The organism is Halobacterium sp. CBA1126, from assembly GCF_009741975.1.
In the GTDB taxonomy this organism is placed as follows: domain Archaea; phylum Halobacteriota; class Halobacteria; order Halobacteriales; family Halobacteriaceae; genus Halobacterium.
The window spans coordinates 1-23,768 of record NZ_WPCF01000033.1; the positions used below are offsets into that span (position 1 = coordinate 1).

A 23,768-nucleotide genomic window follows, 5' to 3' on the forward strand; every position below is an offset into this window, starting at 1 on the left:
CCTCGACGCCGGCGACGTCGTCGTCCCGACGGTCCGCCGGCGGCCGAACGGCGCCAACGACTACTTCGAGCGCGGCGAACCCGACATGGCGCCCGGCGGGCAGTACCACGAGCGCGGCATCGAGGGCGCCCACGGCTTCATGGCCGAGTACTTCACCAGCCCCGCGGAGTTCCTCGTGGAGATTCCCGACGCCCTCGCCGACCGCGGCTTCCTCGTCGAACCCGCGAGCATCTCCGAGAAGGCCTTCGAGCACGCGTACGCCGCGCGGTCGGCGTTCGACTGGCAGCCCGAGTCCGCGCTCGTGCTCGGGAACGGCTCGCTCGGCCTGCTCACGCTCGCGATGCTCGAGGCCGACGACCGCTTCGAGCGGACGTACTGCCTCGGGCGCCGCGACCGCCCCGACCCCACCATCGACCTCGTGGAGGCGCTCGGCGCGACGTACGTCGACTCCCGGGAGACGCCCGTCCCCGAGATTCCCGACGCCCACGAGCCGGTGGACTTCGTCTACGAGGCCACCGGCTACGCGAAACACGCCTTCGAGACCGTCGACGCGCTCGCCCCCAACGGCGTCGGCGCGCTCCTCGGCGTCCCCGAGGAGTGGGCGTTCGAGGTCGACGGCGGCCGCCTCCACCGCGAGCTCGTCCTCGAGAACAAGGCGCTGGTCGGCAGCGTCAACTCCGGCGTCGACCACTTCGAGGCCGCCGTCGACACCCTCCAGTCGCTCCCGGAGTGGCTGTTCGACGACCTCGTCACCGGCGTCTACGACCTCGACGAGTTCGACCGAGCGTTCGTCGACGACGAAACGACCATCAAGACGGCGGTTCAATTCGACAGTAGATGAAGAACGTCGACGACCTCATCGACAGCGCCTCGGAGCTGGCGGCCCGCGGGCTGTCGCGCGGCGAAATCGCAGACGAACTGAACGTCTCCCGGGAGACCGCGAGCTGGCTGGTCGAGCGCGCCGGCACCGCGGCCCCCGTCGAGGACGAACCCGCAGGCGGCCCGCAGGACGTCCACGTCGACTGGAGCAACGTCGGCGAGGCCGGCGCGCGCCTCAACGCCGTCGGCATGGCGCTCGCGGACGCGCTCCGCGAACACAGCCACGACGTCGACCTCATCGTCGGCGTCGAGAAGGCCGGCGTCCCGCTCGCGACCGCGGTCTCGAACGAGCTGAAGACCGACCTCGCGACCTACACGCCCCGCAAGCACCAGTGGGAGGAAGGCGACATCGACGACCTCGGCGGGAGCTTCAGCCGGAACTTCGCGAGCGTCGCCGACCGCGAGTGCTTCGTCGTCGACGACACCATCACTTCCGGCACCACTATCTCGGAGACCGTCGACGCCATCCGCGAGGCCGACGGCAAACCCGTCGCCTGCGGCGTCCTCGTGGACAAACAGGGCATCGCGGACGTCGACGACGTCCCCCTCGAGTCGCTGTTCCAGGTTATCCGTGTCGGCAACGACGACTGACGGGACGGCCGCTCACCGAATCGCGCGGTTGGTCGGTCGGCCAGCGGCGCTCACGGTTTCCTTCGGTCACCGCTCACACGTTCCGTGGTCTCCCACCGGCCGGGCACGCGGCTCACGGCTCCTGCTGGTCGCCGCTCGCACGTTCCGTGGTCTCCCTGCGGTCGACCACGCGACCCAAACCCTTTCTCCGTGCTCCACCTAGAGCGCGTATGGCCTTCGACCCGATGGACTCCTCGATGGAGCAGGACGCAGTCGACGACGTCGTCGAGCAGGCGATCGAGAACAACGAGGTCGTCCTCTTCATGAAGGGCGACGAGCGGATGCCCCAGTGCGGGTTCTCGAAGCGCGCGGTGAACCTCGTCTCGCAGTACCGGCCGGACGTCCACACGGTGGACGCGCTCCAGAGCCTCGACGAGTTCCGCGTCGCGCTCGAGGAGCGCAGCGGCTGGGAGACGATCCCGCAGACGTTCGTGAACGGCGAGTTCGTGGGCGGCAGCGACATCCTCGCGGAGCTCGAGGAGCGCGGCGAGCTCGCGGACGAACTGAACGCCGACGACGCGGACGTCGACGAGGACGCCGGCGCGGCGAGCGTCGACGACGGCGTCGAATCCCCGTTCTGAGGCGCTCTTCCTTCGCGTTTTTCGACGTCCGGTAGCGCCAGCTACGGCGATTCGACGGGGACGCCGCGGGTCGCGGTGGCCTTGAAGGAGACGACGACCTCGCGGCCGGGTTCGAGGTCGAGGCGGGCGCGGGAGTCCTCGGTGACGAGCGCGAGCACGGGGTCGTCGGCGCCGACGTCGACCGCGACCCGGGCGACGCGCTCGCCGGTCTCGACGCCCTCGACGGTGCCCGAGAAGCGGTTGCGGGCGCTCGTGTGGTCGGCCGTCGGCGCGTCCGCGGGGTCCGTGAGCGTGACCGCGTCCGCGCGCAGCGTCAGCTGGACGTCGGCGTCGCCCTCGGGGACGAGCGCGCGCACGCGGCCCGCGGCCGTCTCGACGGTCGCGAGTTCCCCGTCGCGGTCCACGACCGTCCCCGAGAGGACCGTCTCCGCGACTTCGGTGACGCCCTCGAAGCTCGTCTGCACGCGCTCGAACGTCGCCAGCAGCTCCGTCGCGGTGTCCGTGAGCTCGCTGCCGCCGCCGCCGGAGCCGCCGCGCTGGCGGTCGACGAGCGAGCCGAACGCGTCCTCCAGTTCGACGACGCGGCGCTGGGCGTGCGCGTACGACCGGCCGAGCGACGCCGCCGCGCTGCTCAGCGACCCCTCGTCGTCGATGGCGCGCAGCAACGCGACGTCCCGCGCGTCGAGTGCCACCCCGTCGCTGCCGACGTACGCGTCGAACTCCGGGGAGGTGTCCATGCGTCGCTGTACCCGGAGCACTCGCAAAAGCGTTGGGTCGCCGGCTCAGTAGATGAGCTCGTCGTCCTTCTCGACCATGTAGAGGGTGCGCGCGGCGACGTTGACGGCGTGGTCGCCGACGCGCTCGAGGTCCCGGACCGTCAGCAGCATCCGGGAGACGTCGTTCATCAGCGCCTCGACGTCCTCCTCGCTGGACTCGGTGTCGATCTCCGTCTCGATGAGGTCCCGCATCACCGTCTCGGAGGCGCGGCGGCAGGCCTCGTCGAGTTCGTCGTCGCGCTCGGCGAGCTCGTAGCAGGCGTCGACGTCCTCCTCGGCGTACGCGTCCATCGCGTCCTCGACCATCTCGATGGTGGTCCGGCCGATGGCCTGGATGTCGACCTCGGGGAACATGTCGCGGTCCGCGTCGAGGGTGTACTCCGCGAGGTTCGTCGCGAGGTCGCCGATGCGCTCGAGGTCCGTCGTGATCTTGAACGACGACGCGATGAGCCGGAGGTCGCCGGCGACGGGCTGCTGGAGCGCGAGCAGGTCGATGCAGTCCTCCTCGAGGTCGAGGTAGAGCTCGTTGACCTCGTCGTCGCCCTCGATGACCCGCTTGGCGGTCTCCTCGTCTTTCTGTTCCATCGCTTCCAGCGCCAGCCGCAGGCGGTCGACGACCATCTCGCTCATGTAGAGGACGTCGCTGCGGAGCGCGTCGAGTTTCTCTTGGTAGCTCTCGCGTGGCATGGTTGTTACCCGAACTTGCCCGTAATGTAATCTTCGACCCGCTGGTGCTCGGGGTTCTCGAAGATCTGGTCGGTGTCCCCGAACTCGACGAGCTCGCCGCCCGTGAGGAAGACCGCGGTCTTGTCGGAGATGCGGGCGGCCTGCTGCATGTTGTGCGTCACGATGACGACCGTGTAGTCCTCCGCGAGCTCCTCGATGAGGTCCTCGACCTGGCTCGTCGCCACCGGGTCAAGCGCCGACGCCGGCTCGTCCATCAGCAGGACCTCGGGGTCGGGCGCGATGGCGCGGGCGATGCAGAGCCGCTGCTGCTGGCCGCCCGAGAGCTCCAGCCCGGAGCTGTCGAGCTGGTGGCTGACCTCGTCCCAGAGCGCCGCCCGCTTCAGGGACTGCTCGACGATCTCGTCGTGGTCGCCCTCGATGTTCTGGATCTCGAGGCCGTACGCGACGTTGTCGTAGATGCTCTTCGGGAACGGGTTCGGCTCCTGGAAGACCATCCCGACGCGGCGGCGCAGCGCCACCGGGTCGACGTCGTCGTCGTAGACGTTCTTCCCGCGCAGGGAGAGCTCGCCGGTGACGCGGCAGGCGTCGATGCGGTCGTTCATCCGGTTGATGCAGCGCAGGAACGTCGACTTCCCGCAGCCGGAGGGGCCGATGATGGCGGTGACGCGGTTCTCCGGGATGTCGATGTCGATGCTGTCGAGGGCCTGTTCCTCGCCGTAGAACACGTCGAGGTCCCGCGACCGGATGACCGGGTCGGGGGTCGCGCCCGCCGTCGAGCCGGACGTCGCCGCGGCGACGTCGGTCTCCACGAGCATGTCGTCGTTCGTCGGGTCGGCGGTCTCCCCGCCGGCCGGTTCGTCGGTCTGTGGTGTGTTGTCACTCATGGTTACTCCGTGGACTGGTACTTGTTCCGCAGGACGATGGCGATGGAGTTCATCGCCAGCAGGATGGCGACGAGCACCACGACGCCCGCCGGCACTGCCTGCTCGTAGAACCCGTCGCTGGCGTAGAGGCTCGACCACGCGTACACCTGCAGCGGCATCGCGGACGCGGCCTCCGAGAGCCCCGCCGGCAGCGAGTACTTGACGTTCGGCGCGCCGATCATGATGAGCGGCGCGGTCTCGCCGATGGCGCGGCCGAGCGCGAGAATCGTCCCGGTGAGGATGCCGGAGAACGACCGCGGCAGCACGACGTTCTTGACGGTCTGCCACTTCGTCGCGCCCATCCCGTAGGAGGCCGCGCGCATGTCCTCGGGCACCGCGCGGACGGCCTCACGCGCGGAGATGATGACGATGGGGAGGATGAGCAGGCCGAGGGTCGCGCCGCCGAGCAGCACCGTCCCCGGGGGCTGGTTCAGGTACGTGACGAACAGCCCGAGGCCGAGCAGCCCGTAGACGACCGACGGCACGCCCGCGAGGTTCGAGATGTTGACGTCGATGATGCGCGTGAAGCGGTTGTCGGGGGCGTACTCCTCGAGGTAGACGGCGGCGCCGATGCCCACGGGGAACGCGAGCACGGCGACGGTCAGCATCAGCAGGATCGAGCCGCCGATGGCGGGGTAGAAGCCGGCCTCCGCGGCGGTGCTGCTGTGCGACCCCGTGAGGAACGCCCAGTCGACCCACGACTGCGGGCCGGCGAACCCGAGGGCGTCGGTGGCCGCGGCGCCGACCAGCGACCCGACGACGATGGTCGCCGGGACGACCAGCCCGGTTCGCTCTGTCGGGCGGTTCGCGGCGGTGCCGGCGGTGTAGACGAGCGGCGGCGCGAGCCCGATGGCCGCGACGACGACGCCGGGTACGGGGTCGACGCCCGCGAACGGGCCGAGCGCGCCGCCCGCGAGCACGAGCGCGAGGACGGCGGCCCCGGTCAGGACGTGCGCGCGTCGGTCGCGGTCGCCGGCGACGTACTGGCTGCCGACGTACGCCACGGGCGGGCCGAGCGTCCCCGCCATCATCAGCCACGGCGCGGGCGCGAGCGGCAGGCCCGCGACGAAGTCGAAGAGGCTCGGGACGAGCGTCGGGACGCCGGCGAGCGAGCCGAGCGGGCCGGGAATCCCGAACAGCGAGAGGTAGAACGCCGCGACCGTCGCGAGGAACTGCGCGGCGAACGGGACGCGGTGGTCGTAGCTGACGACCGCCGCGGTGACCGCGGTGGGGACCGCGAGCGCGAGCAGGAACGCCAGCCACGTCAGCGGCTCGACGATGTCCACGAAGATCATCGCCGCGCCGCCGCTGAACATCAACGCGACGACGACGAAGCCGACCGAGAACACGCCCGTGCGGAGCGCCTCGACGCTCTCCCGGTAGGCGTACGCGCCCGCCGCCAGCGTCGGTACCACGAGCGTCAGGAAGAACGTCAGGTGCCAGGCGGGGTCGGCGGTCAGCGGCTGGACGGCGTCTTTGGCGACGTAGACCAGCAGTATCGTGACGAAGACGAGGCCGACCAGCGTCGCCGCCAGCAGCAGGTAGCGGAACACCGTGCCGATCGTCCGGCTGACGCGCCCGAACCCCTCGATTTCGTTGTTCGTCGCCATCTCAGTACTCCTCCTGGTATCGCTGCGCGACGTAGTCGCTGATGACGTTCATGGCGAGCGTGATGACGAAGAGGGTGATGCCGATGGCGAACACGCTCCGGTACGCGAGCCCGCCGCCCGTGACGTCCCCGCCGATGAGCTTGATCATCGCCGCGGTCATCGGGAGCGCGCGCTCCGTGTACGTGGCGGGGTTCAGGGGGTTGAGGAACTGCGCGGTCGACCCGGCCGCGATGGTGACCGCCATCGTCTCGCCGATGGCCCGCGAGAGCGCGAGGATGAACGACGAGAAGATGCCCGAGAGCGCCGACGGGACGACGATGTCCGTCGACACCTCGAACTTCGTCGCGCCCATCCCGTAGCCGGCCTGCCGGAGCGACTCGGGGACCGCGGACATCGCGTCCTCGCTGATGGACGCGACCATCGGGATGATCATGATGCCGACGACGATGCACGCCGACAGCATGTTGAACGTCCCGAGGCCGGGGATGAACGGCCGGAGCATCGGGGTGATGTAGATGATGGCGAAGAACCCGTAGACGACCGTCGGGATGCCCGCCAGAATCTCCAGCCCGGGCTTGAGAAGCGAACGCACGCGCGGGCTGGCGTACTCGCTGAGGTAGATGGCGGTGCCGACCCCGAGCGGCAACGCGATGAGCGACGAGCCGATCATCACCATCAGCGTCGCCGTCACGAGCGCGAGCACGCCGAACTCGCCGCCGGTCGGTTGCCACTCGGTACCTGTGAGGAACTCGACGACGGTCGCGGTCTCCCCCTCCACGCCGACCAGCGGCGCCGAGAACGTGAAGAACTTCGCGGCCTCCGTCGTCAGGAGGAGGATGAGACCGATGGTCGTCGCTATCGAGAGCGCGGCACACACGAAGAAGAACGTCCGGGAGAGCAACTCCGGTGGCGCGTTCTGGGTCCGACGAGTGAGGTCGTCCGCCAGGCTGTCGCCGCTCATTGATTTGTTCCGGTCATGCTGAACCTATAAGCTCTTTGTTCGGCCGCGTGGGCGGTTAACTCTGCGCTTCCTCGATGGCCGTCTCGAGGGCGTCGAGCTGTTCCTGCTGGACCTCCTCGCTGAGCGGGACGTAGCCGACGTCCTCGGCGACGAGCTGCTCGCTGGTCGCGTTCTCGAGCCAGAAGCGCGCGAACTCCGCGATGTGCTCCTCGGCCAGCGAGGACTTCGCGGGGTAGGTGAACAGCGGCCGCGACAGCGGCGTGTACTCGCCGGAGCGAGCGGTCTCGAGGCTCGGCTCGACGGGCTCGCCGTCGCCGTCCTGGATGGCGAGGGCCTTCACGCGGTCCTGGTTCGTGGAGTAGTACGCGTACCCCATGTACCCCATGGCGTACTGGGAGCCCTCGACGCCCTGGATGATGGTCCGGTCCTGCTCGGTGCCGGAGTAGTCCTGTCGGTGGCTCAGTTCCTCGTCGCCGCTGTGGAGGACGGACTCGATGAAGTAGTCGTAGGTGCCGGAGGCGTCCGAGGGGCCGTACAGCTCGAGGGGTTCGTCCGGCCAGTCGGAGTTGACGTCGCTCCACTGCTCGGGCTGGGACTCGGCCGACCAGATGGTCGCCAGCTCCTCGACGGTGATGGAGTCGATGTCGAGGTCGTTGTTGACGATGACCGTCACCGCGTCCGTCGCGACGGTCAGTTCGACGGGTTCGACGTCGTTGCTCGCGCACTGCTGGCGCTCCTGCTCCCGGATGGGCCGGGAGGCGTTGTTGAAGTCGGTGTTGCCCGGGCAGAAGTGGTTCGCGAAGCCGCCGCCGGAGCCGGTCGACTGGATGTTGAAGTCGACGTTGGGGTGGGCTTCGCCGACGTCGTCGCCGCGGAACGCTTCGGACATCGCCGTCGCCAGCGGGAAGACGGTCGAACTCCCCGCGATGTCGATGGAGCCCGAGAGGCCACCGGACCCCCCACTGTCGCCGGTGCTCTGACAGCCGGCCACCGCTGCGGCGCCGACGGCGCCGAGGCCGGTCAAGAACTTGCGTCGCGAACTGACAGCCGACTCGTTACGAGTCATCACCTGGTAGTGAGGGAGATGTAGATAAATATCCTACTATGTTATCTATATAGGTATACCTATGTAGACGTTCTCACGGGTAATACGAGGCCGAATCGGGGAATCGAAATATCGGCAATCAGGACCTATTAACGCTATATACGTTGGTTTAGAGGCTCACGGTCGCTCGATGGGCGAGATATATATGGGTGGAAGAATTTATATTGTTGCCTTCGCAACGCCGAGGCATGGAACGCAGGAAGGTCCAGGTCACCGGGGGGTCGACGTTCACGGTCTCGATTCCGAAAGACTGGGCGCGCGAGCACGACGTCGAGGCCGGGGACGAGGTCGGCTTCCACCCCGACAGCGGGTCGCTGCTGTTGACCCCCCTCTCCTCGACGGACACCGAGGAGGGGACGCTGGACATCTCCGGCATGGAGGGCGACGAGCTCATGCGCGCGGTGATGACGATGTACGTCAGCGGCTTCGACGTGCTCGCGCTCGAAGCCGACCGCATCAACGCCGACCAGCGCCGCGTCATCCGCAACGCCACCCAGAGCCTCGTCGGCCTCGAAGTGCTCGAGGAGACCGGCGACCGCGTCGTCATCCAGGACCTGTTGGACTCCTCGGAGCTGTCCATCCACAACGCCGTCCGGCGCATGCACCTCATCGCCACGTCGATGCTCGGCGACGCCGTCGACGCGCTCCGAGAGGGGGACCTCGACGTCGCCACGGACGTCATCGAGCGCGACGACGACGTCGACCGCCTCTGGTACGTCGTCTCCCGCATTTTCCGGGGCGCCCTGCGCTCCCCGAAAGTCGCCCAGGAGATCGGCCTCGGCCGCGAGACGGCCTTCGACTACCACTCCAGCGCCCGCCAGCTCGAGCGCGTCGCCGACCACGCCGCGAAAATCGCGAACGTCGCCCGCGACCTCGACGCCGACGTCCCCGAGGAGGTGGGCGACGCGCTCGCGGACCTCGAAGCCGACGCCACCGACATCGTCGGCACCGCGATGGAGGCACTCTTTACCGACGACCCGGACGAAGCCACCCGGCTCGCCAACGAAGCGCGCGCGGACGTCCGCGACATCGACGAACACACCCGCGCCATCGACGACCTCCTCCACGACCTCGACCCCCACCGCGCCCAGCACCTCGGCCTCGTCGTCGACTCGCTGTCCCGGAGCGCCGACTACGGCGGCAACATCGCCGAGACCGCGCTCCAGAAGTCCGCGCCCACCCCCGGCCCGTAAGTTCTGCCGCTACCCTCGACCCCCGACACCGCTACTCGCGAACCACAAACCTATACGTTACAACGTTGATTCCGACGGTATGGGCGAGGAATTCCCCGACTACCTCGACGTCGACTACACTGACGGCGAAGGCGAGTCCCCCGAGGACTACCCGACGCTCGAAGACAAAATCGAGAAGGCCATCGAAGTCACCCGGAAGGGGCTCGAAGAGTACGAGAACCCCGCCATCATGTGGACCGGCGGGAAGGACTCCACGCTCACGCTGTACTTCGTGAAGGAGGTCGCCGAGCAGTTCGACCTCGAAGTCCCGCCGACCATCTTCATCGACCACTTCCAGCACTTCGACGAGCTCCACGACTTCGTCGACCACTGGGCCGACGAGTGGGACCTCGACGTCGTCTACGCCCGCAACGAGGACGTCGGCGACTACGTCGACGCCAACGACCTCGAACCCGGCGACGACATCCCCATCGACGCGCTCAACGAACAGAACCAGCACCACGTCCGCGACCTCCTCGAGTACGAGGAGGACTCGTTCCCGTTCCTGCTGGACACCTACGTCGGCAACCACCTCCTGAAGACCGTCGCGCTCAACAACGCCCTCGAGGAGCACGACGTCGACGGCATCCTCTCGGGCATCCGCTGGGACGAACAGGAAGCCCGCGCCGACGAGACGTTCTTCAGCCCGCGCCACGACCCCGACGTCTACCCCCCGCACGACCGCGTCCAGCCCATCCTCCAGTTCGACGAGGCCGCCGTCTGGGACGCCTTCTGGTTCTACGTCGTCCCCGAGACCGTCGAGGAGTACCCCGACGACGGCTACGTCCCCCAGGACTACGACGACCTCCCGAACGGCCTCACCCACGAGGACATCCCCGTCTCCCCCAAGTACTTCAAGGGCTTCCGCTCGCTCGGCTCTGAAGTTTCGACGGACAAAGCCGCCGAGGAGCCCGCGTGGCTCCAGGACCTCGAGAACACCACCGAGCGCGCCGGCCGCGCCCAGGACAAGGAGGACCTGATGGAGCGGCTGCGCGACCTCGGGTACATGTAAACGTACCTTTTTTCGCCTCGGGTTCGCCTCCGGCGAACCACTCGGCCAAAAAATCTACGCTAAAAAAGGCCGCGCTCGTTCGCTCCGCTCACTCGCGCGGTGAACGGCGCGCTCCGCGCGCCGATGCTTCTCCTTCCGGCTTCGCGGTTTCGACGAAAGAACAGTCGGCTGGCGCGGCGGCCCCTCAGTTCAGTTCCACGGCGCGAAGCGGGGGTCGACCTGCCGGTCGCGGGCGTCGACGGAGTCGATTTTCGCGACGTCCTCGTCGTCGAGGTCGACGTCGAGGCTCGCGAGGTTGTCCGCGATGTGGTCCTCGCCGGTGGCCTTCGGGATGGCGGTGACGCCCTTCTCGCGAATCCACGCGAGGCTGACCTGCGCCTCGCTGACGCCGTGCTTGTCGGCGACGGCCTGAATCTCGGGGACGTCGAAGACGTCGCCGCGCGCGAGCGGCGAGTACGCGACGAGTTCGAGGTCCCGGCCGTCGGCGTACTCGCGGAGGTCGTCTTGGGGGAGCAGCGGGTGGAGTTCCACCTGGTTCGCGAACGGGTCCTCGCCGAGCACGTCCCGCGCCTCGTCGAGGTGCCGCGGCTGGAAGTTGCTCACGCCGATGCGGTCAGTGAGCCCGTCCTCGCGGAGCTGCTGGAACGCCGCTAGCGTCTCCTCGGCGTCGTACGCACGGGACGGCCAGTGGACGTACAGGAGGTCGACGGAGTCGACGCCGAGCTTCTCGAGGCTCTCCTCGGTCGTCGAAATCACGTCGTCGTGGGCGAGGTTGTCGATCCAGACCTTCGTCGCGAGGAAGACGTCCTCGCGGGGGACGTCGGCCTCCGCGATGCCGCGGCCGACGGCCTCCTCGTTGCCGTAAATCTGGGCGGTGTCGACGTGCCGGTAGCCCGCTTCGAGGGCCGTGCGGACGCTCTCGGCGCACTGGTCGGGGTCCTCGTTCTGCCACGTGCCGAGCCCGAGCATCGGCATCCCGTTCGCCAGCGGTGCGCGTCGCTGCTCGTTCTGAGACATAGTCGAATCGAGGGTCGCCGCGAGGTTAGTGCTTGGGGAGGCGGCGGCGCCCGCGGGCTATCGCTCGGCGAGGCGCTGCTTCGCGAACCGCGCGAGCAGCGGCAGGTCGTCGAGGTGGACGAGCTTCGAGAGGCCGCGCAGCCCGCCCTCGTTGGCCTCGCTGAGCGTCTCCACGTCCATCGCGTTGAGGTCGTCCATCAGGCGGTCGTAGCGGTCGTTCGGCGCGAGATAGAGGAGCTGGGTCATCGCGAGCCGGCGGCGCATGTCCGGGGCGACCCGGCTCCGCCAGAGGTCGTCGTAGACCGACATCGCGGCCGCCGAGGTGTCCGTCTCGGTTCCCATCAGGCAGCGGTCGGCGGTGATGGCGGCGGCGCGCGCGGACTCCATGCCCTTGTGGATGCCCTCCCCCCACAGCGGGTCGATGGTCGGCACGGTGTCGCCGATGGCCATGAAGTTGTCCGTGCTGAAGCTGTCGGGCATCTGGATGTGCGCGGAGCCGCGGTGCTGCTGTTTGTCCGCGATGCGCTCGGCGTTCTCGAAGCGCGGGTCCTCGTCGAGCCACGCCTCGAGGTGTTCGTCGATGCTCCGCGTGGTGTCCCCGTACTGCCGGTAGCGCTGGTTCTGGATGTAACAGAGGCCGACCTTCGCCGTGTCGCCGCCCGTGTGGAAGATCCACGAGTAGCCGCCGGGGACGACGTCGTGGTCGAGGCGCAGCATCATCGCGTGCCGGAGGTCCGCGAAGTCCGGGTGGTCGACGTCGACGCCCTCCATCTCCCACTCGATACCGACCGCCTGGTGGTCGCGCTGGAGGTCGCAGACGTCGAGTTTCTTCGCGAGCGGCGCCGCCGGCCCCGTCGCGTCCACGACGATGTCCGCGTACACCTCCTCGTCGCCGGCGTACTGCACGCCGACGATCTCCCCGTCCTCCATGATGGGGTTGTTCGCGCGGGCGCCGAAGCGGTACTCCGCGCCGTGCTCGCGGCCCCGCGCGACGAGCCACTGCTTGAACTCCGCGAACTCCAGGACCGCGCCGGGCTGGTTCTGGACGAAGTGCTCGTTCGGGGACTCGAGGACGACCTCGTCGGTGTACTGCATCACGACGTCGTCGGGAATCCCGAACGCGCCCGTCATCGACGCGAACGTGCCCGCCGTGGACTTGTTCGACTGCCGCGGGAACCCGTCCTCGGGCTCGGCCTCGAGGACGAGCACGTCGTAGTTCCGCTGGGCGAGGTCTCGCGCGCACTGTGCTCCTGCCGGACCGGCGCCGGCGACGACGACGTCGTAGTGCTCAGACATGGCGTAGGGGGTCGGTGTGGTGCGGCGCTCGGGCCGCAGTGGTCGAACGGACGCCCGGCTGGCGGCGTCGGGGCCGGAGGCGGGTCCCGGGTTCGCGGCCAGTCTCGTCGGCGTCCGCGGTCACTGTTACTCGACGTAACTCGCGTCGCAGGTAAAAAACACGCGGGAACGTTCCTGACGCCCGCGAGAGGGCGGAATTGGGTCACTCGGCTTCCTCGCCGTCGCCCATCCACCGCAGGCCGAGCAGCCGGTAGCCGTCGAACTCCCCGGCGTCGATCTCCCGCTCGATTTCGGCGTGGGTGTCGGCGTCGATGCGCGCGAGGTGGCAGAGCGGGTGGCCGGGCGCCGCCACGGGGTTCTCCAGAATTCCGACGAGAATCCCCGTGAACGGCGCGTCGACGACGTGTTCCTCGGTGCTAAAGTGGTCGCTGATGGTGCAGATGGTCTCGCCCTCGTGGACGAGCGGCGTCGGCCCCCACTGCATCTCCACGAGGCCGCCGGTGTCCGCGCGCAGCCACCGCTTCTCCTGATTGCCGCCGAGCACTTCCTGCCAGTTCGGCGCCGCGACGTCGCCGTCCGGGAGTACGCCGTACTCCGCGAGGACGCTCTCGACGCCGCCGAGCGCCTTCTCGACGAGCGGGCGCTGGAACCGGTGGGCCTTCCCCATCTCCACGGTGATGGTGGGAATGCCGTCCCGGGTCGCCGTGCTGCGCAGCGACCCCTCGTCGCCCGTCCCCGCGAGAATCACGTTCGCGCCGAACGCCTCCGCGAGCCGGACGACGTCCTCGTTCGCGGTGTTCGCGCGCACGTGGTACATCGTCGTGCGGTTCCGCGTCGACGTGTGGAAGTCCACGACGGCGTCGCACTGGCTCACGAACCGCCGGTACACCTCGTGGGCCATCCGCTCGGCGGTGTTCGCGCGCTCCCGGCCCGGGAACGAGCGGTTGAGGTCCTGGTCGTAGATGGGGATGTCCCGCTGCTGGGCGAGGTAGCCCGGGACGTTGACGACGTGCAGGCAGACGAGCGTCCCGTGGAGTTCCCCGGGGTCGTACTCGGCCGCGACCTCCTGCAGGACCTTCACGCCGTTCAGCTCGTCCCCGTGGACGGCGGCGACCAGACAGACCGTCGGCCCGCCGGCCTCGCCGTTCACGACCGTCACCGGCATCTCCACGGGGTCCCCGAGGTACGTCTCTCCGATCTCGTAGCGCAGGTGGCGCTTCTCGCCGGGCGGCACCTCCCCCTCGTACCGAAACGGCTCCGGCGGAACGTCGCTCATGCCTGTACGCTCGCGACCACCGACGATAAACACGGCGGCGGTGCTGTGCGGGCGAAGAGGGAGAAGAGCATCCGCGAGCACCGTAGGCGCGAGCGGTTCACCGCGGGAACGAGCGCAGCGAGTGAGCGCGGGCGCGAGGACTCCCGGTAGGGGGTCCGACGGCGCTTTTTTCACCACGTTTTTGCCGAGCGAAGCGGCGCGTCAGCGCCGCGAGCGCAGCGCAAAAAGTGGACTAATAGAACTCCCGGACGAGGTCGGTGGCGCCGTCGGGGGCGCGTCGGGGATCTCGGCCATGTTGTCGTGGACGCCGTGGGCTTCGTGGTACGGCGTGGAGTTCTCGTCCTGGTAGAGGACGCCCATGTACTCCTTGTCGGCGTCGAGGATGGCGTCCTTGGCCTGGTCGTAGTCGTGGCGGTCGTAGTCGTCTTCCTCGGAGAGGTCCACCAGGCTGTCCCGGAAGTAGTCGTAGGTGTCGACGTCGTTGAACGTGACGCAGGGGCTGAACGTGTTGACGAGGCTGAACCCGTCGTGTTCGATGGCTTCCTTGACGATCTCCGTGTGGCGCATCGCGTCGGAGGAGAAGCTCTGGGCGATGAACGAGCCGCCGGCGGACATCGCGAGCGCGAGCGGGTTCACGGGCGGCTGCTTCGGCCCCTCGGGGGTGGTGGAGGTCTCGAAGTCGGGGCGGCTGGTCGGGGACGCCTGCCCCTTGGTGAGGCCGTAGATGCGGTTGTCCATGACGACGTACGTGATGTCGACGTTCCGGCGGACGGCGTGGATGAAGTGGCCGACGCCGATGGAGTAGCCGTCGCCGTCGCCGCCGGCGACCATCACTTCGAGGTCGGGGTTGGCGAGCTTGACGCCGGTGCCGACCGGGAGCGCGCGGCCGTGGACGCCGTGGAGGGCGTACGACCGCATGTACGTCCCGATCTTGCCGGAGCAGCCGATGCCGGCGACGACGAACGTGTCGTCGGGGCTGTTGCCGGTCTCGGCGAGTGCTTTCATCATGCCGTTCATGGTGCCGAAGTCGCCGCATCCCGGACACCACGTGGGCTGTTTGTCGGACTTGAAGTCGGTGAATCGGACGTTCTCTGAGCTCATGAGTTAGGCCTCCAGGGTCTGCTTGATTTCACTAGCGAGTTCGTCGGCCTTGAAGTCGACGCCGTCGTACTTGTTGATGCGGTCGACGCGCTCGAGGGTGTCGTGTTCGACGACGTCCGCGAACTGGCCGGTGGCGTTGGCTTCGACGACGACCACGTCCTCGGCGGCCTGCACGTCGGCGCTGAGGTCGGGACGCGGGAAGATGTACGGGACGGAGAGCACGCGCACGTCGAGGTCGTCGAGGTAGTCGAGCGCTTCGACGATGGTGCCCTCGTTGGACCCCCACGAGATGACGAGCTTGTCGGCGTCGGCGTCGCCGAACTCGCGGTAGTCGAAGTCCTCGCGCTCCTCGGCGGTGTCGACTTTGCGGTTCCGCTTGTCGACCTGTTCGACGCGGACGTCCGTGTCCTCGGTGCGGCGCCCGAGCTCGTCGTGCTCGAGGCCGGTGGACATGTGGACGCCGCCGCTGGTCCCGGGAACGGCGCGCGGGCTGACGCCGTCGGCGGTGACGGCGTGGGGCTTGAACTGGTCTTTCTCGTTCTGCCACGCGGAGATGTCGTCCTCGTCGACGAGCTTCCCGCGGTCGATTTCGACTTCGTCCATGTCGAACTCGTCGGGCTCGTAGGTGCGCTCGGTGACCGCCAGCGAGAGGTCGGCCGTGAGGTAGACGGGGAGCTGGTACTTCTCGGCGAGGTTGAACGCCTCGACGGTCTTGTGGAAACACTCCGCGACGGAGGTGGGCGCGACGACGAACCGCGGCACTTCGCCGTGGCCGCCGTACAGCATCATGTTCAGGTCGCCCTGCTCCTGCTTCGTGGGCATCCCCGTCGAGGGGCCGGAGCGCATGACGTTCGTGATGACCAGCGGCGTCTCGCTGGTGGCGACGAGGCCGAACGTCTCGCTCATCAGGTCGATGCCGGGGCCGGAGGTCGCGGTCATCGCGCGAGCGCCGGCGCGGGCGGCGCCCAGCGCCATGTTGATGGCGGAGAGCTCGTCCTCGGCCTGGACGACGTGGCCGCCGAACTGCTCGATGCGGCCGGTGAGGTACTCCATGACGTCCGTCGCGGGCGTGATGGGGTAGCCGGCGTAGAACCGGCAGCCGGCGGCGATGGCGCCCATGCCGATGGCTTCGTCGCCGTTCAGCAGGACGTAGTCGTTGTCCGTGGTCTCCAGCTCGTAGGTGGCCTCCGCGTCGGCGTACTCGTCCTCGACGTACTCGAAGCCGAGCCGGGCGGCCTCTTTGTTGTTCTCGACGATGCTCTCGCCCTTGCTCCCGAAGCGCTTCTCGAGGGACTCGTCGAGGTTCTCGATGGGGAAGTCGGTGACCGCGCAGACGGCGCCGAGCGCGACGATGTTGCGCATGATGGCGCCGCCGGCGTCCTCCGCCAGCGACTTCAGGGGGACGTCGAGGCCGACCGTCTCCTCGGGCGCCTCGAAGTCGGAGAACTCCGTGCGGTCGCCGTCGAAGATGATGACGGAGCCGTCGTGGAGCTCGTCGATGTTCTCGTCGACGGTGCGCTCGGTGAGCGCGATGAGGACGTCGAGTCGGTCGACGACGCTCTGCACCTCGTCGACGGACGTGCGAACCTTGTACGCGGTGTAGCCGCCGCGGATTCGGGACGCGAAGTCCTTCGAGGTGAAGACGTGGCGACCCGCGCGGGACAGCGCCTGCGCGAAAATTTTCCCGGTGGACGCGATTCCATCGCCGGCTTCGCCGCCGATGGCCCAGTTCAGGTCGTCGTGCATGTGTCAGGGGGTAGCCGTGCCGCTTGCAAAAAGCCTTCTGAAGCCGTACGCCCCGTCGAAACAGTCGATTCTCCCCGACTCCGCGATATAATTGGGCATTCGTCCATGATAGTCTGGGGGGTCGTGATGGACGGCCGTTCCACGCGCGCGTTACGCCCGCGTGTCTATCGGGAACTTCCGATACCGGAGTTGCCACTTCCGCGCCAAGCTCTCGCACGGTCGCGGGCCGGGAAGCGAATCCATTTGGGCCGCGGGCGCGAATCCGCGGTATGGACGAGACAGCAGTTCGCGTGCGGGAAGTCCGCGACGTCGGCACGGACACCGTCGCCGTGGTGTTCGAGAGCCCCGACGGGTTCGCGGCCGAACCCGGGCAGTTCGTACAGGTCTTCGCCGAGTTCGAGGGCGAGCGCGAGGGGCGGTTCTACACGCTCTCCTCGCCGGACGTCGCGGAGACGTTCGAGGTCACCGTCGAGGTCGACCCCGAGGGGACGCTCGGCCCGTGGCTGGCGTCCCGTGACCCGGGCGACGAAGTCGTCGTCTCCGGGCCGTTCGGCGACGACTACTACGAGGGCGAGGACAGCGTGGTCGTGCTCGCGGGCGGCCCCGGCGTCGGCCCCGCGGTCGCGGTCGGCGAGCGCGCGCTCGCCGCCGGCGCCGACGTCACCGTCGTCTACCAGGACGACGAACCGGTCCACGAGAACCGCCTCGCGGCGCTGTCGAACGCCGGCGCGAGCGTCGTCTTCGTCGTCGACGGCGTCGGCGGCGCGGTCCGGTCGCTGACGGGGCCGACGGACGCCGTCCCGTTCGTCTACGGGTTCGCGGAGTTCTGCGAGGCCGCCGTCGACGCGCTCGGGGCCGCGGGCTTCGACACGGACGCCGCGAAGGTCGAGAGCTTCGGCCCGGCGCCGTAGCGCGGCGTCGACCCGCGCGACTCGCGGCGCTGAGGGCCCGTACGCCGCGCTCGGAGCCAAACGAACTAAACCGGAGGATTCCTTTGGTCGACGCGTGTCGCCGCCGAGTAGCTCGGAACAGGTCCGGCGACGGCTCGCCGACCTCGAACGGGACTACGGGGCGTTCGACGTCGTGGACGAGGAGACGGTGGTCCCGCGCGCCGTCTACACGGACTGCCTGCAGGCCGCCGAGGCCGGGTCGCTCGGCGGCGCCCGCGTCGTCCTCCGCCACGACGGGGCGGTGTTGCTCGTCCGGTACGGCGACCAGCCGGACGCGTGGGACTTCCCCGGCGGGTCGACCGAGCGCGGGGAGTCCCACGCGGACACGGCGAAGTTCCGCGTCCACGAGGACGTCGGCGCGACGTGTACGCTGTCCGGCGTCGCGCGCGTCATCCGGCAGTCGTTCGCGCTCGTGGAGGGCGGGGACGGCGTCACCGGGCTGTGGGTGTTCTTCGAGGGCGACGTCGACGACCGGGCGGTCTCGCCGTCCGACGAGATTCTGGAGTCGCGGTGGTTCGACCCCGCGGACCCGCCGGACGCCATCGGGCCGCACGTCAGCGCGATTCTCGACGACTAGTGTTCGACGAACTCCACGAGCGCGCCGCCGGTGTCGGTCGGGTGGAGGAACGCGATGTCGTGGCCCCACGCGCCTGCTCGGGGCTCCTCGTCGATGAGTTCGACGCCCGCTCCCCGGGCCGTCTCGAGCGCGGCGTCGATGTCCTCGGTGGCGAGCGCGACGTGGTGGATTCCCGGCCCCTCGCGGTCGAGGTACCCGCCGATCTGGGTGTCGTCGTCGACCGGTTCGAGGAGTTCGAAGTAGCTGCCGCCGTCGAGCTCGAGGAAGACGAACCGGAGGCCGTCGAACGCTTCTTCGTGCGCGACGGGTGCGTCGAACAGCGTCCCGTACAGGCTCGCGAGGGCGTCGGCGTCGGCTGTCGCGACGCCGATGTGGTCGACGTGCATGCTGTGGAGTCCCCACGCCCCGACTATCAAGGCTCCGGCGCGTCCGTCAGTCGTCGCCGGGTGCGGGCAGGTCGAACGCGACGCCGGTGAGGTCCTCGGAGACCGACCAGAGGCGGCGCGCGGTCGCTTCGTCCCACGAGCGCTCGCTGGACGACTGCTCCTCGGGGTGGCCGCGCGCGTTCAGCAGCCCGCCGGGGCCGACGTACTCGCCGCCGTCGATTGACGGGTGCGTGGCGGCGTACAGCAGCGGCCACGCGCCCGCTCGCGCGCTCTGCGCGACGACGGCGTTCGCGCCTTCATCGCGAGCAGGCGCAGCCGCGACCCCTCGGCTTCGGGGCCGCGGTACTGGAGGTTCGTCGCGGCGAACCCGGGGTGGCAGGCGACGCTCGCGACCGCGGCGTTGGCGGCGCGCAGCCGCCGGTCGAGCTCGTACGCGAACAGGAGGTTCGCGAGCTTCGACTGCCCGTAGGCCGCCCACTTGTCGTAGTCGTCCTCGTGCTGGAGGTCGTCGAAGTCGATTTCGCCGCTCTCGTGGGCCATGCTGGACTGCGTGACCACGCGCGTCTCGCCGCTCGTCCGCCGCAGCACGTCGAGGAGGCGGCCGGTGAGCGCGAAGTGCCCGAGGTGGTTGACGCCGAACTGCGTCTCGAAGCCGTCGGCGGTCTCCGAGCGCGGAACCGCCATCACGCCCGCGTTGTTGCAGAGGACGTGGAGGGCGTCGTACTCGGTCGCGTACCGGTCGGCGAACGCCGCCACCGAGTCGAGGTCCGCGAGGTCGAGTTCGCGGACGGTCAGCGACGCGCCCGGGTAGTCGGCCTCGATCGCTGCCTTCGCGTCCTCGCCGCGCTCGACGCTCCGGCACGCCATCACGACGTGGGCGCCCTCGGCCGCGAACGCCTTCGCCGCCTCGAAGCCGATGCCGCTGTTCGCGCCCGTCACGACCACGTTCCGGCCGGCCTGCGGTGGCAGGTCGTCGGCCGTCCACCCGCTGTCGTTGAACATGTGTTCAAATCCACGCGCGAGCCCCATAAGACGGGGCGTCGCGGCGACGCTGGCCGCGTCCCTACAGCGCGGCGCCGGGCCGGTGCTCGCCGAACACGTCACGGAGCGCGTTGCAGATCTCGCCGACGCTCGCGTACGCCTTCACCGCGGCCACGATGTACGGCATCACGTTCTCGTCGCCCTCCGCGGCGTCCTTCAGGTCCGCGAGCGCGGCCTCGACCGCCTCGTCGTCGCGGTCGGCTTTGACCGCTTCGAGGCCCTCGACCTGCTGGCGCTCGTCCTCCTCGGTGACCTCCTCGATGTCGACCTCCGGCTCGTCGTCCTCGACCTCGAACTCGTTGACGCCGACGATGATACGCTCTCCCTCCTCGATCTCCTGCTGGCGCTCGAAGGCCACGTCCTGAATCTGGCGCTGGACCCACTGGTCCTCGACGGCCTGCCGCATCCCCCCCGCGCTGCTCGACCTCGTCGAGAATCTCGCGCGCTTCTTCCTCGACCTCGTCGGTGAGGCTCTCCACGTAGTAGCTCCCCGCGAGCGGGTCGACGGTGTCCGCGGCGCCGGACTCGTGAGCGAGAATCTGCTGGGTGCGCAGGGCGGTGCGCACGGACTCCTCGGTCGGAATCGAGAGCGCCTCGTCTTTCCCGTTCGTGTGGAGGCTCTGCGTCCCGCCCAGAACTGCGGCGAGCGCCTGATACCCCACGCGGACGATGTTGTTGTCGATCTGCTGGGCGGTCAGCGTCGACCCCGCGGTCTGCGTGTGGAACTTCAGCTGCTTGCTCTTCGGGTTCTCGGCGTCGAAGCGCTCCTCCATGATCTTCGCCCACATGCGGCGGGCGGCGCGGAACTTCGCGACCTCCTCGAAGATGTTGTTGTGAGCGTTGAAGAAAAACGAGAGCTGGGGCGCGAACTCGTCGACGTCCAGCCCCGCGTCCAGCGCCGTCTCGACGTACTCGATGCCGTCCCCGAGCGTGAACGCGACCTCCTGTGCCGCGGTCGCGCCCGCCTCCCGGATGTGGTACCCGGAGATGGAGATGGTGTTGAACTTCGGCGTCTCCTCGGCGCAGAACTCGAAGATGTCCGTGATGATTCGCATCGACGGCTCCGGCGGGAAGATGTACGTGTTCCGCGCGATGTACTCCTTGAGGATGTCGTTCTGGATGGTCCCCCGGAGCTCTTCTCTGGGGACGCCCTGCTGGTCGCCGACCGCGATGTACATCGCGAGCAGGACGCTCGCGGGCGCGTTGATGGTCATCGACGTCGACACCTCGTCCAGCGGGATGCCGTCGAAGACCTCCTCGAAGTCCGCGAGCGTGTCGATGGCGACCCCGGACTTCCCGACCTCGCCCTGCGCCATCGTCGCGTCCGAGTCGTAGCCCATCTGGGTCGGCAGGTCGAACGCCATCGACAGCCCGGTCTGGCCCTCGTCGAGGAGGTAGTGGAAGCGCTCGTTGGTCTCCTCGGGCGTCCCGAACCCCGCGTACTGGCGCATCGTCCACAGCCGCCCGCGGTACATCGTCGGGTAGACGCCGCGCGTGTACGGCTCCTCGCCGGGGAACCCGAGGTCGTCCTCGTAGTCGAGGTCGGCGACGTCCTCGGGCGTGTAGATGGGGTCGACGGACTGGCCGCCGGTGTCCGTCCGGAACTCCTCTCTGCGTTCCCCGAAGCGGTCGAGGGTGGGCGACAGCGTCTCCGATTCCCACTCCTCGTGGGACTCGCGAATCGCCGCGAGGTCCTCATCGTCGAACATGGGTGGACGGACGGCGGACTGCGCCTTAGTTCGTGCGCTCCCCGACGCCGGTCACCCGCCCGTGTCGTACTTGTACGTCGCGGAGTCCGGGTCGATGCCGAAGTCCTCGGCGGCCTCCTCGCTCTCGTCGTCCCCGTCGTCGTCGGCCTCGTCGGCGGCGAACCGCTCGCGGAGCCGCTGGGGAATCTCGAAGTCCGCGAACGCCAGCCGCACGGGCACCGCGTCTGGCTGGTACTCCCGGGTCGCCTCGAGGCGGTCCGGGAGCGGCTCGGGGAGGGCGTCGGCGGGCACGCGCTCGAAGCCGAACTGCGCGAGGTAGTCGGGCTCGTCCGTGAGCGCGTACGCCGCGTCGAAGCCCTGCTCGCGGGCGTCCTCTACGAGGTGTTCGAGGAGGTGGGCGCCGACGCCGCGGCCGCGCCAGTCCGACAGCACGCCGATGTTCGTGAACTCGCAGACCGGGTCGTCGTCGCCCGCGTGGACGCGAAGCCGCGCGAACCCCGCGCGCTCGTTGGTGTCCCCGTCGACGGCGAGCACGTAATCCCGCGAGCGGAACGCCGGGTCCTCGAACCCGAACTCGTCGAGGCGGTCGAGCAACCACACCTCCTCGTGTTTCTTCGCGTCGCGGGCGTACATACCAGTACCCTCGGACGGCGTCCGGAAAAGCGTTTGCGGGGGCGGTCACCGACGCGCGAGCCCGGCGCCGGCGGCGAGTGCGGCCGCGAGCACCGCCGTCGGGACGCCGAACCCGGGGACCGGACTCGTGCTCTCGGTGGCCGGCCGTTCGGTCGTCGCGTTCGCGGCTTCCGTCGTCGTGGGGACGTCCGCGCCGAACGCCCGCGCGAGCCGGTTCGCGTCCGCCTCGGTCGCGGTCGCGAGCAGCAGCCGCGGGTCCTCGGCGAACTCCCCGCTCTCGATGGTCTCCGCCAGCGGCTCGGTCAGGCCCGCCGCGTAGACCACTTCGCCGTCGAGGACGGTCAGCAGGCAGTACCCCTCGTCGTTGCGCTCGGCGCCGTCGGTCGAACAGCTCCGGGCGGCGCCCTCGGTCGTGAAGCCGGCGTCGACGAGCGCGTCGGTGAACGACTGCGCGCCCGCGTCGGTCAGCGTGACGGCGACGCCGGCGCCGCCGTTCCGCGTCGTCGTCGGTTCGGCCGACGCGACGTCGTCGGCGCTCACAACGGTCGTCTCGGTCATCGTGCCGTTCTCCGCGGGGTAGCGGGCGACCACGCTGGCGTCGGCGTCCGCGGCCGCGCCGCTCCCGGCGACCACGACCGCCACGAGGGCGGCTGCGAGGAGGGCTCGGTGCACTCGCGGCGGTTCGCAGCCGGTTGACTAAAACGTCACGCCGCCGACGGCTCGCAGGCGACGCTGCGGGCGACCTCCACGAGCACCGACGCCGGGACGTTCTGCCCGCGCACCGTGTACCGGTACCGGTCGCAGTTCCACGACACCGACGCCGTCGGCCCGTACGTCACCGCCGCCTCGTGGCCGCCCACCGAGACCGTGCGGTCGCCGTCCGCGGGGAACGTCCGGTTGTACTTCGCGACCGTGACGCGGCCCGTCTCGTTGACGTACCGGAGGCCGACGCCGTGGACCTCGCCGGTCGTCTCGGAGGCGTACGTCGGCCGGAACGACGCCGGCAGCTCGGGCGACGGCACCGAGACGTCCGTCGCCGCGCGGAGCTTCGCCGCGGTCCCGTAGGCCGTCTGCGTCGGCGGGTCGACGTGCTCGACGGTCGCGTCCGCCGGCGGGTCGAACGCGAACGCCTCGTCGTCCAGTCCGGGGTCGAAGGTGACGTTCGTGTACGTCGTGCGCACGGAGACCGGCGTCCCGTCGTCGACCCACTCGGTGCGCTGTTCGAGCACGAAGAAGTGCCGGGTGTCCACCAGCAGCGTCTGCTCGTAGGCCGCGTTCTCGGCCTCGGGCGTGACGCGGAGGACGTACGCCTCCCGGTCGCCGACCGTCGCGGTGCCGTCGTACTCGACGCCGAGCGAGCGGTTCGCGGGCGCGTCCGGGCCGCCGACGGTCCCCGGGACGACGGGCAGCGGCGCGAGTTCGGGGCCGGACGCGCTCGCGGTATCGTCGGCCCGGGTCACGTCCAGCGCGGCGAACAGCCGCTCGACGCGGTCGCCCCGGGTGGCCTCGCCGTCCGGCGTCTGCGAGAGCGGGATGCGCTTCGCGCGGCCGGCGTCGCCGTCGTACAGCCACATCGTCGAGCCGTTCGACACCGTCAGCTCGTAGCGCTCGTCCCCGTCCACGACGCGCTCGCGGCGCTG

21 protein-coding genes and 3 pseudogenes are annotated in these 23,768 nt (G+C 69.3%); 7 read left to right on the top strand and 17 right to left on the bottom strand.

The features are described from left to right. The 3 genes from GJ634_RS06475 to GJ634_RS06485 all read left to right on the top strand — a co-directional run. On the top strand, nt 1–841 hold an 841-nt coding region (locus GJ634_RS06475; RefSeq protein ID WP_157501383.1), incomplete at its 5' end, for a glucose dehydrogenase. Further along, entirely contained in the window at nt 838–1,470 is a 633-nt protein-coding gene (gene gfcR, locus GJ634_RS06480; RefSeq protein ID WP_157501386.1) for a transcriptional regulator GfcR, read from the top strand. The genes GJ634_RS06475 and gfcR, both read left to right, overlap by 4 nt. Nucleotides 1,471–1,679: 209 nt before the next feature. After that, nucleotides 1,680–2,090, top strand: a complete 411-nt coding sequence (locus GJ634_RS06485; protein WP_157501389.1) for a glutaredoxin — start codon at nt 1,680–1,682, stop codon at nt 2,088–2,090. Nucleotides 2,091–2,131: 41 nt separating this feature from the next. On the opposite strand, the gene GJ634_RS06490 is transcribed toward GJ634_RS06485, so the two are convergent. The 6 genes from GJ634_RS06490 to GJ634_RS06515 are packed head-to-tail and all read right to left on the bottom strand — an operon-like array spanning nt 2,132 to nt 8,113. Then, entirely contained in the window at nt 2,132–2,827 is a 696-nt protein-coding gene (locus GJ634_RS06490) for a TOBE domain-containing protein (protein WP_157501392.1), read from the bottom strand. 45 nt (nt 2,828–2,872) lie between these two features. Beyond that, a complete protein-coding gene (phoU, locus tag GJ634_RS06495; protein WP_157501395.1) occupies nt 2,873–3,553 on the bottom strand; it encodes a phosphate signaling complex protein PhoU in 681 nt (226 codons plus the stop codon). A gap of 5 nt (nt 3,554–3,558) precedes the next feature. Beyond that, nucleotides 3,559–4,437 (bottom strand): phosphate ABC transporter ATP-binding protein PstB, encoded by an 879-nt coding sequence (gene pstB, locus GJ634_RS06500; protein ID WP_157501398.1) that lies wholly within the window; start codon nt 4,435–4,437, stop codon nt 3,559–3,561. A 2-nt stretch (nt 4,438–4,439) separates the two neighbouring features. Continuing rightward, nucleotides 4,440–6,086 carry a phosphate ABC transporter permease PstA gene (pstA, locus tag GJ634_RS06505; protein WP_157501401.1) on the bottom strand — a complete coding sequence of 549 codons (1,647 nt, stop codon included), beginning with the start codon at nt 6,084–6,086 and terminating at the stop codon, nt 4,440–4,442. Between the two features lies 1 nt (nt 6,087). Further along, nucleotides 6,088–7,047, bottom strand: a complete 960-nt coding sequence (pstC, locus tag GJ634_RS06510; RefSeq protein ID WP_157501404.1) for a phosphate ABC transporter permease subunit PstC — start codon at nt 7,045–7,047, stop codon at nt 6,088–6,090. Nucleotides 7,048–7,102: 55 nt separating this feature from the next. After that, complete coding sequence (locus tag GJ634_RS06515) at nt 7,103–8,113, bottom strand: PstS family phosphate ABC transporter substrate-binding protein (RefSeq protein WP_157501407.1); 1,011 nt, start codon at nt 8,111–8,113, stop codon at nt 7,103–7,105. Between the two features lie 227 nt (nt 8,114–8,340). On the opposite strand from GJ634_RS06515, the gene GJ634_RS06520 reads away from it, so the two are divergent. Beyond that, nucleotides 8,341–9,345, top strand: a complete 1,005-nt coding sequence (locus GJ634_RS06520) for a phosphate uptake regulator PhoU (RefSeq protein ID WP_157501410.1) — start codon at nt 8,341–8,343, stop codon at nt 9,343–9,345. Nucleotides 9,346–9,424: 79 nt separating this feature from the next. Beyond that, on the top strand, nt 9,425–10,396 hold the full coding sequence (locus GJ634_RS06525; RefSeq protein WP_157501413.1) for a phosphoadenosine phosphosulfate reductase family protein: 972 nt from the start codon (nt 9,425–9,427) through the stop codon (nt 10,394–10,396). 189 nt (nt 10,397–10,585) lie between these two features. Here GJ634_RS06525 and GJ634_RS06530 read toward each other — a convergent pair whose 3' ends face one another. From GJ634_RS06530 to GJ634_RS06550, 5 genes and pseudogenes are all read right to left on the bottom strand, one after another. Then, on the bottom strand, nt 10,586–11,413 hold the full coding sequence (locus GJ634_RS06530) for an aldo/keto reductase (protein ID WP_157501416.1): 828 nt from the start codon (nt 11,411–11,413) through the stop codon (nt 10,586–10,588). Nucleotides 11,414–11,470: 57 nt separating this feature from the next. Beyond that, entirely contained in the window at nt 11,471–12,709 is a 1,239-nt protein-coding gene (locus GJ634_RS06535; RefSeq protein ID WP_157501419.1) for a digeranylgeranylglycerophospholipid reductase, read from the bottom strand. 202 nt (nt 12,710–12,911) lie between these two features. Next, on the bottom strand, nt 12,912–13,985 hold the full coding sequence (locus GJ634_RS06540; RefSeq protein ID WP_157501422.1) for a succinylglutamate desuccinylase/aspartoacylase family protein: 1,074 nt from the start codon (nt 13,983–13,985) through the stop codon (nt 12,912–12,914). Between the two features lie 232 nt (nt 13,986–14,217). After that, nucleotides 14,218–15,086: pseudogene (locus GJ634_RS06545) on the bottom strand (2-oxoacid:ferredoxin oxidoreductase subunit beta). A gap of 3 nt (nt 15,087–15,089) precedes the next feature. Continuing rightward, on the bottom strand, nt 15,090–16,832 hold the full coding sequence (locus GJ634_RS06550) for a 2-oxoacid:acceptor oxidoreductase subunit alpha (RefSeq protein ID WP_157501425.1): 1,743 nt from the start codon (nt 16,830–16,832) through the stop codon (nt 15,090–15,092). A gap of 269 nt (nt 16,833–17,101) precedes the next feature. On the opposite strand from GJ634_RS06550, the gene GJ634_RS06555 reads away from it, so the two are divergent. Beyond that, a complete protein-coding gene (locus GJ634_RS06555; protein ID WP_157501428.1) occupies nt 17,102–17,743 on the top strand; it encodes an FAD-dependent oxidoreductase in 642 nt (213 codons plus the stop codon). Nucleotides 17,744–17,837: 94 nt separating this feature from the next. Continuing rightward, on the top strand, nt 17,838–18,359 hold the full coding sequence (locus GJ634_RS16000; protein ID WP_157501431.1) for an NUDIX hydrolase: 522 nt from the start codon (nt 17,838–17,840) through the stop codon (nt 18,357–18,359). Here the strand turns inward: GJ634_RS16000 and mce are convergent. The 6 genes and pseudogenes from mce to GJ634_RS15400 all read right to left on the bottom strand — a co-directional run. After that, nucleotides 18,356–18,745 carry a methylmalonyl-CoA epimerase gene (gene mce / locus GJ634_RS06565; protein WP_157501434.1) on the bottom strand — a complete coding sequence of 130 codons (390 nt, stop codon included), beginning with the start codon at nt 18,743–18,745 and terminating at the stop codon, nt 18,356–18,358. The two genes, GJ634_RS16000 and mce, sit on opposite strands and share 4 nt — an antisense overlap. 46 nt (nt 18,746–18,791) lie before the next feature. Continuing rightward, nucleotides 18,792–19,747, bottom strand: a pseudogene (locus tag GJ634_RS06570) (oxidoreductase). Nucleotides 19,748–19,808: 61 nt separating this feature from the next. Continuing rightward, nucleotides 19,809–21,495 (bottom strand): annotated as a pseudogene (locus tag GJ634_RS06575) (methylmalonyl-CoA mutase). 51 nt (nt 21,496–21,546) lie between these two features. Then, nucleotides 21,547–22,128, bottom strand: a complete 582-nt coding sequence (locus GJ634_RS06580) for a GNAT family N-acetyltransferase (RefSeq protein ID WP_157501437.1) — start codon at nt 22,126–22,128, stop codon at nt 21,547–21,549. 45 nt (nt 22,129–22,173) lie between these two features. Then, complete coding sequence (locus GJ634_RS06585) at nt 22,174–22,800, bottom strand: hypothetical protein (protein ID WP_157501440.1); 627 nt, start codon at nt 22,798–22,800, stop codon at nt 22,174–22,176. Nucleotides 22,801–22,832: 32 nt separating this feature from the next. Beyond that, nucleotides 22,833–23,768: outer membrane lipoprotein carrier protein LolA (locus tag GJ634_RS15400; protein WP_197425429.1), on the bottom strand; the 936-nt coding region annotated here is incomplete at its 5' end.

Excerpts from the sequence above, each read along its gene's own strand:
- gfcR (WP_157501386.1), top strand. The coding sequence starts at position 838 with ATGAAGAACGTCGACGACCTCATCGACAGCGCCTCGGAGCTGGCGGCC.
- GJ634_RS06535 (WP_157501419.1), bottom strand. The coding sequence starts at position 12,709 with ATGTCTGAGCACTACGACGTCGTCGTCGCCGGCGCCGGTCCGGCAGGA.
- GJ634_RS06555 (WP_157501428.1), top strand. The coding sequence starts at position 17,102 with ATGGACGAGACAGCAGTTCGCGTGCGGGAAGTCCGCGACGTCGGCACG.
- GJ634_RS06550 (WP_157501425.1), bottom strand. The coding sequence starts at position 16,832 with ATGCACGACGACCTGAACTGGGCCATCGGCGGCGAAGCCGGCGATGGA.
- pstC (WP_157501404.1), bottom strand. The coding sequence starts at position 7,047 with ATGAGCGGCGACAGCCTGGCGGACGACCTCACTCGTCGGACCCAGAAC.
- pstB (WP_157501398.1), bottom strand. The coding sequence starts at position 4,437 with ATGAGTGACAACACACCACAGACCGACGAACCGGCCGGCGGGGAGACC.
- phoU (WP_157501395.1), bottom strand. The coding sequence starts at position 3,553 with ATGCCACGCGAGAGCTACCAAGAGAAACTCGACGCGCTCCGCAGCGAC.
- pstA (WP_157501401.1), bottom strand. The coding sequence starts at position 6,086 with ATGGCGACGAACAACGAAATCGAGGGGTTCGGGCGCGTCAGCCGGACG.
- GJ634_RS06485 (WP_157501389.1), top strand. The coding sequence starts at position 1,680 with ATGGCCTTCGACCCGATGGACTCCTCGATGGAGCAGGACGCAGTCGAC.
- GJ634_RS06525 (WP_157501413.1), top strand. The coding sequence starts at position 9,425 with ATGGGCGAGGAATTCCCCGACTACCTCGACGTCGACTACACTGACGGC.
- mce (WP_157501434.1), bottom strand. The coding sequence starts at position 18,745 with ATGCACGTCGACCACATCGGCGTCGCGACAGCCGACGCCGACGCCCTC.
- GJ634_RS06520 (WP_157501410.1), top strand. The coding sequence starts at position 8,341 with ATGGAACGCAGGAAGGTCCAGGTCACCGGGGGGTCGACGTTCACGGTC.
- GJ634_RS06515 (WP_157501407.1), bottom strand. The coding sequence starts at position 8,113 with ATGACTCGTAACGAGTCGGCTGTCAGTTCGCGACGCAAGTTCTTGACC.
- GJ634_RS06490 (WP_157501392.1), bottom strand. The coding sequence starts at position 2,827 with ATGGACACCTCCCCGGAGTTCGACGCGTACGTCGGCAGCGACGGGGTG.
- GJ634_RS06580 (WP_157501437.1), bottom strand. The coding sequence starts at position 22,128 with ATGTACGCCCGCGACGCGAAGAAACACGAGGAGGTGTGGTTGCTCGAC.
- GJ634_RS06530 (WP_157501416.1), bottom strand. The coding sequence starts at position 11,413 with ATGTCTCAGAACGAGCAGCGACGCGCACCGCTGGCGAACGGGATGCCG.
- GJ634_RS06540 (WP_157501422.1), bottom strand. The coding sequence starts at position 13,985 with ATGAGCGACGTTCCGCCGGAGCCGTTTCGGTACGAGGGGGAGGTGCCG.